The following is a 7,164-nucleotide window of genomic DNA, read 5'->3' as shown; positions in this document are numbered from 1 at the left end:
GGATGCGCTGCCGGACAGGCCGATCGTGCCGCCCTGCCCCGTGCCGCCGCCGCCGCCGGTCGCGCCGCAGGAGGACTCGCTGCTGACCGGCCCGCTGCCGGCGCCGAGCACCCCGGTGCTGATGCGGATCGTGCAGCGGCCGCCGCAGGAGATCTACGCCGTCGGGCTGCGCTACCTGACCGAGAAGCAGGACGCCCAGACGGCGCTGGCGCTGTGGCTCGAGGCCTCGGACCGCGGCAGCGGCGACGCGGCGTTCGCGGTCGGCCGGTTCTATGACCCGCTGCTGTGGGACCTGGGGCCGCACCCCTTCACCGCGCCCAATGCGGAGCGGGCACGCCACTTCTATGAGCTGGCGCTGCGGCGCGGCGTGGCCGATGCCCGCGGCCGGCTGCGGACCCTTCCGCCCAAGGCGGAGCAGACGCCATGAGGACGACGTCGCGCCGCCCGCGCCTCGCCGCCGCCGCGCTGCTGCTGGCCCTGCTGGCCGGGATCCTGCCCGCGGCCGCGCAGACGCAGCCCGCCGCGCCGGCGCCGCGGCAGCCGCTGCTGATGGAGGGCACCACCAGCCTGCAGCAGCGGATCCTGACCCGGCCGGGTGCGCGGCTGGCCAAGGCGCCGGGCGATGACCCGTCGGGGGCGGAGCTGCCGCCCCTGTCGGTCATGTTCGTCTACGCCCGCGTGCCCAGCCGCAACGGCGTGGCGCTGGAGGTCGGCACGACCGCCGACGGCCGGACGCTGGGCTGGATCCCCGCGGCCCAGGCGATCGACTGGAAGCAGACGCTGGTCGTCGCCTTCACCAACCCGGTCAATCGCGACCGGGCGCTGTTCTTCGACGACTCCGCTCCCCTGCTGGCGCTGATGGAGGATCCCGCGGCCGCAACCAAGGCGGCGGCGCTGCGCCAGGCGGCGGAGGGCGGCAGCCCGCCCGCCGACAGCCATGTCACCTCGATCGAGCCGCCGCGCTGGATCGACCCGGCCAAGACCTTCTACCTGCTGCCGATCCTGAACTGGACCAGCGGCTATTTCGCCAGCGGCTTCAACGGCCTGGCGTTGCAGGTGGCGGCGACCTCGCTGCAGGAACAGCCGGGACCGGCCCCGGCCGCCCCGACCGCCCCCAAGCCGCCGGATCAGGCGGTGATGGCCGGCTATACCGCCGGCGTCGTCTTCGTGGTCGACACCACCATCTCGATGGACCCGTATGTCGAGCGCACGCGCGACACGATCCGGGCCCTGGTGGACAAGCTGTGGGCCAGGCGCGGCGACGCGCTGCGCTTCGGCCTGGTCGGCTTCCGCGACGTGCTGAAGGACGGCACACCGGACGGGTATATCAGCCGGGTGTTCGCCGACCTGCCCGACCATGTCGACAAGACGCAGTTCCTGCGCCGGCTGGACGCGGCCGAGGCGTCGCGCCGCGACAACCTGGACTTCCGCGAGGATTCCTTCGCCGGGGTCAAGGCGGCGCTGGACCAGATCGACTGGAGCGGCGTGTCCGGCCGCTTCGTCGTCCTGGTCACCGATGCCGGGCCGCGCCGCGCCGCCGACCGCTATTCCTCGACCCATCTGGACCCGGACCAGCTGCGCATCCTGGCCCAGTCCAAGGGCGCGGCGCTGATCACCATCCATCTCAAGACCGTCGCCGGCAAGGACGACCACGCCTCGGCCGAGGAGGCGTATCGCGCGCTCAGCGACTATCCGAATGTCGGCAGCCTGTACTTCCCGATCCGGGATGGCGACGTCCGCGCCTTCGGGGCGGTGATCGACCGGGTCTCGGGCATCATCGCGACGCAGATGGAGGACGCCGCCAAGGGCCAGGTCGCCGCGGCCGAGCAGCCGGCGCAAGCCGGCCCCAAGGACAATGGCGACGCCGGCGCGGACACTGAGGCCTTCGCCCGGGCCGGCCTGGTCGGCCGCGCCATGCAGCTGGCCTATCTGGGCCGGATGGAGGGCGGCGCGCCGCCGCGGCTGTTCTCCGCCTGGGTCACCGACCGCGACCTGGCCGACCCGTCGCGCAAGACCCTGGACGTCCGGGTGCTGATCACCAAGAACCAGCTGTCGGACCTGCAATCGACGCTGAAGACGATCATCGATGCCGGCGAGGTCACCCGCATCGCCCCGGCCGATTTCTTCGGCCAGCTGCGCAGCGCGGCCGCGACCATGGCGCGCCGGCCGGAAAGCGTCGCCCTGGCCGAGGGCCGGCGCCTGACCGACCTGGGCCTGATCGGCGAGTATCTCGACGGCCTGCCCTATCGCAGCCGGATCATGGAGCTGACCGAGGATGACTGGCTGTCCTGGAGCTTCGGGCAGCAGCGCCAGTTCCTGGATGACCTGGACGCCAAGGTCACCCTGTACCAGCAGATCTACGACAACGCCGACCTGTGGATCTCGCTCGACGGCAACCGCACCGGCGGCGACGCCGTCTACCCGATCCCGCTGGACGCCCTGCCGTGACCGCGGCCGCGGGCGCGCCGGTCTATGCGCTGCGCGACGTCCTGGTGCGCCGCGTCTCCGGCCCGGCGGTGTTCGAGCTGCATGTGCCGGAGCTGACGATCGCGCGCGGCGTCGTGTTCCTGATCGGGCCCTCCGGGTCGGGCAAGTCCACCCTGCTCGACCTCCTCGCCGGCACCCTGGCCCCCAGCCAGGCGGCGACCTTCACCCTGGACGACGGCGGCCGAGCGCCCGCCGACCTGGCGGCGCTGTGGCGCGGCCGGCGGCTGGACGCGCTGGCCGAGCTGCGGGCCCGTCACATCGGCTATGTACTGCAGACCGGCGGCCTGCTGCCCTATCTGTCGGTGGCGGAGAACATCGCCTTGACCGCCCGCATCGCCGGCCGGGTCGACCGCGCCCACCTGGCCGGGCTGGTGGAGCGGCTCGGCCTCGGCCGGCTGGCCGGGCTGCTGCCCGGCCGGCTGTCGGTGGGGGAGCGGCAGCGCGTCGCCATCGCCCGCGCCCTGGCGCACCGCCCGGCCGTGGTCCTGGCCGACGAGCCGACGGCGTCGCTGGACCCGCCGACCGCCGACCGGGTCTTCGGCCTGCTGGTCGAGACCGCGGAGCGGCTGGGCGTCACGGCCATCATCGCGTCGCATGACTGGTCGCGCGCCGAGGCCAGCGGCCGGCCCGTCATCCGGCACGCGCTGGCGCGGGAGGGCGGCGTCGTGCGCGCCACCTTCCGGTCATGAGGCGCATCCTGCTGGCCGCCGGCCTGGCCGGCCGCGACTTCGCCCATGACTGGCGTGTCGCCCTGTGCCAGGTGCTGGGCCTGGCGGCGGTGCTGGCGCCGCTGCTGGTCCTGTTCGGGCTGCGCTTCGGCCTGATCGACACCATGGCCCAGCGGCTGATCGAGGATCCGCGCAACCGCGAGATCCTGCCCGCCGGCAGCGGCCGCTATGACGAGGCGTTTCTGGCCGAGATCGCCCGGGCGCCCGGGGTCGGCTTCATGGTGCCGGCGACCCGGGCCATCGCCGCCGGCTTCACCACCCTGCGGCGCGCGGACGGGGCGCGGCCGCCCCGCTCCGGCGTGGCGCTGCTGCCCAGCGGGCCCGATGACCCGATGCTGGGCCAGGCCGCGCCGCCGGACGGCGACGCGGTGGTGGTCAGCGAGCGGCTGGCCGCGACCCTGGGCGCCACCGCGGGCGACCGGCTGCTGGCCACGATCACGCGGCAGCGCGACGGGCGGATGGAAAGCCAGGACATCCCCCTCACCATCTCCGCCGTCACCGCGGCGCCGGTGGCGCCGGCCGAGGCGGTGCTGGCGCCGCTGGACCTGCTGGTGGCGACCGAGGACTGGCGCGACGGCCTGGCCGTTCCCGGTCGCGGCTGGGCCGGCGCCCCGCCCCCGGCGACGCAGCGGGTGTTCGCCCGGTTCCGGATGTATGCACGGTCGATCTACGACGTTGCCGGGATCGAGGCGATGCTGAAGGGCCGCGGCATCGAGGTGCGCACCGCCGCCGCCGACATCCGCCAGATGCAGTCGCTGGACCGCAACCTGGGCATCGCCTTCTGGCTGGTCGCCGGATGCGGCGCGATCGGCTATCTGGTGTCGCTGGCCGCCGGGCTGCGCGGCCATGTCGAGCGCAAGCGGCGCGACCTGGCGATGCTGCGGCTGATCGGGCTGCCGACCCCGGCGCTGGTGGCCTTCCCGATGACCCAGGCGCTGCTGATCGCGGTGCTCGGCCTGATCCTGGCCGGCGCCGGGTTCGCGGCCGCCGCGGCGGTGCTGAACACGGTCTTCGCCGACGGGATGCAGGTGGGGGAGCGGATCTGCCGCCTGCTGCCGGAGCATGGCGTCGTCGCCGCCGCCGTCACGATCGCCGCGGCCCTGCTCTCCGCCAGCTGGGGGGCGCTGCTGGCGGCGCGGATCCAGCCGTCCGAGGCGCTGCGCGATGTCTGAGCCGCACCGCCGCCGGCTGTGGCCGGCCGTCCTCGCTTTGCTGCTGGTCGCGATCGTCGCAGCGCTGGCCGCGGTGCATCTCTCGAACCAGGACCTCGCCGCGCGCACGCGCGACGCCATCGCCGCCGCGACCGTGGCCCTGCCCCCGGCGGACCAGGCCCCGGAGGACCCGGGCGCCGTGCTGCCGGCGCTGGAAGCCCTCGCCGCCGCGCCGCTGCCGGAGGACGGGCTACCCTGGTGGCGGCGCCCGGCCCTGAACGCGGCGACACTGGACCGGCTGGCGGCCGGGCGCCGGGACCTGGACCGGAGCCTGCTGGGCGAGGCGTTCCTGCAGCGTTTCGCCGCCGGCGTCCTGGGCCGGATCGACCGCCCCGACGTGGCGCCGGAGCTGGCCTTCGACGGGCTGAAGCTGCTGCTGGCCCTGGCCGGGTCCGGCCCGCCGCAGGAGTCGCTGACCCGGGTGTGGGCCCAGGTGCAGTGGTCGTTCGACGCGGCGGACCGGCAGGACCGGCTGCTGCGGCAGCTCGACCGCGCCCTGGCGGCCCGGCCGCGCCTGGCCGTCACGCTGGATCCCGCGACGGTCGAGCGCGTCCGGGCGCGGCTGCGCCAGGCGCCGCTGCCGACCCGCGCCTATGCCGCCATCCGCACCTCGGACGCGGCACAGCGCCTGCCCGCCTTCCGGCCGGACCGGGTGCTGGGGGCCGACGGATGGGCTGTGGTGCGGCATTCGGGCCAGTCCATGGCGACGCCGATCCCCGGGCTGCTGACCGCGGCCGGGTTCCAGGAGGTGGTCGCGCCCGCCCTCGCCGACATCTCCGCCTCGCTGCAATCCGACGCCTGGGTGCTGGGCGGCGGCACGGCGCCCCAGGCCACCGGGCGGGAGCTGACCGAGGCCGTACTGGCGCTGTACCTGGCCGATGCCGGCCAGGCCTGGGACGCGCTGCTGGGCGATATCGAGATCGCCCGGGCGCCCGCCGACCCGGACCAGGCCGCCAGGCTGGTGGCGGCGCTGACCCGGTCACCCGGCCCGCTGCTGCGCCTGGCCGCCGCAGCCCGGCAGGCGACCCTGTTCGACACCGCTCAGAGCGCTGCCGCCGAGCCGCGGCTGGCGGCCCTGGCCCAGGCGCTGGGCGGCCGCCGGCCGTGGCAGGAGATCGACCGCCGCTACAATTGGCTGCTGCCGGAAGGCACCGACCTGCCCGGCTTCGCGGCGCTGGCCGATGCGGCGCGGCCCTTCATCGACCGGGCCGGCAGCCTGCCCCGCGACCGCAGCCAGGCTGCGCCGGGGCTGGATTGACCGCCGCGGCCGACACGGCGGCGGTCGCGGGGGCGGCGGGCGCCCCCCATGTCCTGGAGCGCCCGGATCTCGGCCTGTGGGCCGTCGCGGTCGCGGCCGGCACCGATGGCGCGGCGGAGGCCGCGGCGATCCTGGCCGACCTGGCGGCGCTGGAGGCCGGCCTGACGCAGGCGGAGGCCGCGCGCCTGGTCCGGCGGCGGCTGGAGCGGGAAGCGCTGCGCCTGGGCCACCGCAGCCGCACGGCGCAGGGGGGCGAGACAGGCGTCGCCGTGATCGTCGCCCTGACCAGCCTGCCGCATCTGCTGTGCCTGCGGCTCGGCGGGGCCGGCCTGCACCGGCTCGACGGCGCGACGCCGGGGCCTGTCGGCTTTGCCGGACCCGACGATGCGGCGGAGGAGGGTCAGCCGGCCCTGGTCGACATGCTGCGGGCCCGGCTGGAGCCGGGCACCGTGCTGGCCCTGGCCTCGCCGGCCCTGGCCCGGGCCCTGGTGGACGGGTCGGCCGCGACGGCGGCCCGGATGCCGCCCGCCATCGCCGCGCGGTTCCTGGTCCAGCGCGCCGCCCCCGGCGATGACGGCCCGCCCGCCGCCGTCGTCCTGGCGACGCCGGCGGCGGAGGAACGGCTGGCTCCGGCCNAGCCAGATCCGCTCCCCACCTCTCCCCCACGCCACCGGCCCGGTCATGGCGCCGGCATCCTGGCTGTCGTCGCATTGCTGCTGGTGCTGGGCGCGGCGGCCGGCGTCGGGCTGTATGCCTGGATGCGCGGTGAGGCGCCGCAGCAGCCGGCCGGTCCCGGACTGCCGGCGCAGCAGGAGGAGCCGGATGTCGCCGTGACGGCCCCCAGCCTGCCCCCGGCGGCGCTCGCGGCCGCGGATCGCCGCCTGGCCCAGGCGGCCCGCCTGGCCGTCGCCGTGTCCGCCATCGAGGGCGCCTTCTCGCGCCTGGGGCTCGACACCGAAGCGCCGGCCGCCGCCCGCCCCTTCGCCCCGGTCGCGCTGGACGCCAGGGCAACCGCGCTGGCGGCCCGGCTGCCGACCCTGCCGCTGGCGACGCCGCTGCGCACCGAATACCGCATGTCCAGCCCGTTCGGGTACCGGATCCATCCGATCAAGGGGATCCTGATACTGCATGCCGGGCTGGACCTGGTGGCGCCGCAGGGCACCCCGATCTTCGCCACCGGCAATGGCAAGGTGCTGCGCGCCGGCGTGGCCGGCGGCTACGGCAACATGGTCGAGATCCAGCATGCGGAGGGCCTGGTCACCCGCTACGGCCACATGGATTCCATCGCCGTGACCGAAGGCCAGGCGGTGACCGCCGGCACCGTGTTGGGAACGCTGGGATCGACCGGCGATTCGACCGGACCGCATGTGCATTACGAGATCCGCCGCGGCGGCCAGCCGATCGACCCGATGCCGTTCCTCGAGGCCGGCCAAGCCCTGAAATCGCTCCTGGCCATCGCGATCCGGTCCTGACCGGCGCC

At 75.5% G+C, this 7,164-nt stretch carries 6 protein-coding genes; all 6 read left to right on the top strand.

What is annotated here, in order from left to right; genetic code table 11:
• A partial coding sequence (locus BWR60_RS18455) for a hypothetical protein (RefSeq protein ID WP_429913029.1) occupies positions 1-427 on the top strand: 427 nt, incomplete at its 5' end.
• Positions 424-2,448: a vWA domain-containing protein gene (locus tag BWR60_RS18450; protein ID WP_088152485.1), complete on the top strand. Its 2,025-nt coding sequence runs from the start codon at positions 424-426 to the stop codon at positions 2,446-2,448. The genes BWR60_RS18455 and BWR60_RS18450, both read left to right, overlap by 4 nt.
• Complete coding sequence (locus BWR60_RS18445) at positions 2,445-3,176, top strand: ABC transporter ATP-binding protein (protein WP_088152484.1); 732 nt, start codon at positions 2,445-2,447, stop codon at positions 3,174-3,176. Before BWR60_RS18450 ends, BWR60_RS18445 begins: the two co-directional genes overlap by 4 nt.
• Positions 3,173-4,387 carry an FtsX-like permease family protein gene (locus BWR60_RS18440; protein WP_088152483.1) on the top strand — a complete coding sequence of 405 codons (1,215 nt, stop codon included), beginning with the start codon at positions 3,173-3,175 and terminating at the stop codon, positions 4,385-4,387. Before BWR60_RS18445 ends, BWR60_RS18440 begins: the two co-directional genes overlap by 4 nt.
• Positions 4,380-5,684: an ImcF-related family protein gene (locus tag BWR60_RS18435; protein WP_179221832.1), complete on the top strand. Its 1,305-nt coding sequence runs from the start codon at positions 4,380-4,382 to the stop codon at positions 5,682-5,684. The genes BWR60_RS18440 and BWR60_RS18435 overlap by 8 nt, the downstream gene beginning before the upstream one ends.
• A gap of 419 nt (positions 5,685-6,103) precedes the next feature.
• Positions 6,104-7,156 carry a peptidoglycan DD-metalloendopeptidase family protein gene (locus BWR60_RS38195; RefSeq protein WP_429913030.1) on the top strand — a complete coding sequence of 351 codons (1,053 nt, stop codon included), beginning with the start codon at positions 6,104-6,106 and terminating at the stop codon, positions 7,154-7,156.
• The last annotated feature ends 8 nt before the right edge of the window (positions 7,157-7,164 follow it).

It is taken from the genome of Inquilinus limosus (assembly GCF_002195995.1).
Classification (GTDB): domain Bacteria; phylum Pseudomonadota; class Alphaproteobacteria; order DSM-16000; family Inquilinaceae; genus Inquilinus; species Inquilinus limosus_C.
The sequence above is the reverse complement of the archived record's forward strand: the minus strand, read 5'-3'. Positions and strand labels throughout refer to the sequence as shown.

Coding starts and splice junctions, on each gene's coding strand:
- BWR60_RS18450 (WP_088152485.1), top strand. CDS start 424: ATGAGGACGACGTCGCGCCGCCCGCGCCTCGCCGCCGCCGCGCTGCTG.
- BWR60_RS18440 (WP_088152483.1), top strand. CDS start 3,173: ATGAGGCGCATCCTGCTGGCCGCCGGCCTGGCCGGCCGCGACTTCGCC.
- BWR60_RS18435 (WP_179221832.1), top strand. CDS start 4,380: ATGTCTGAGCCGCACCGCCGCCGGCTGTGGCCGGCCGTCCTCGCTTTG.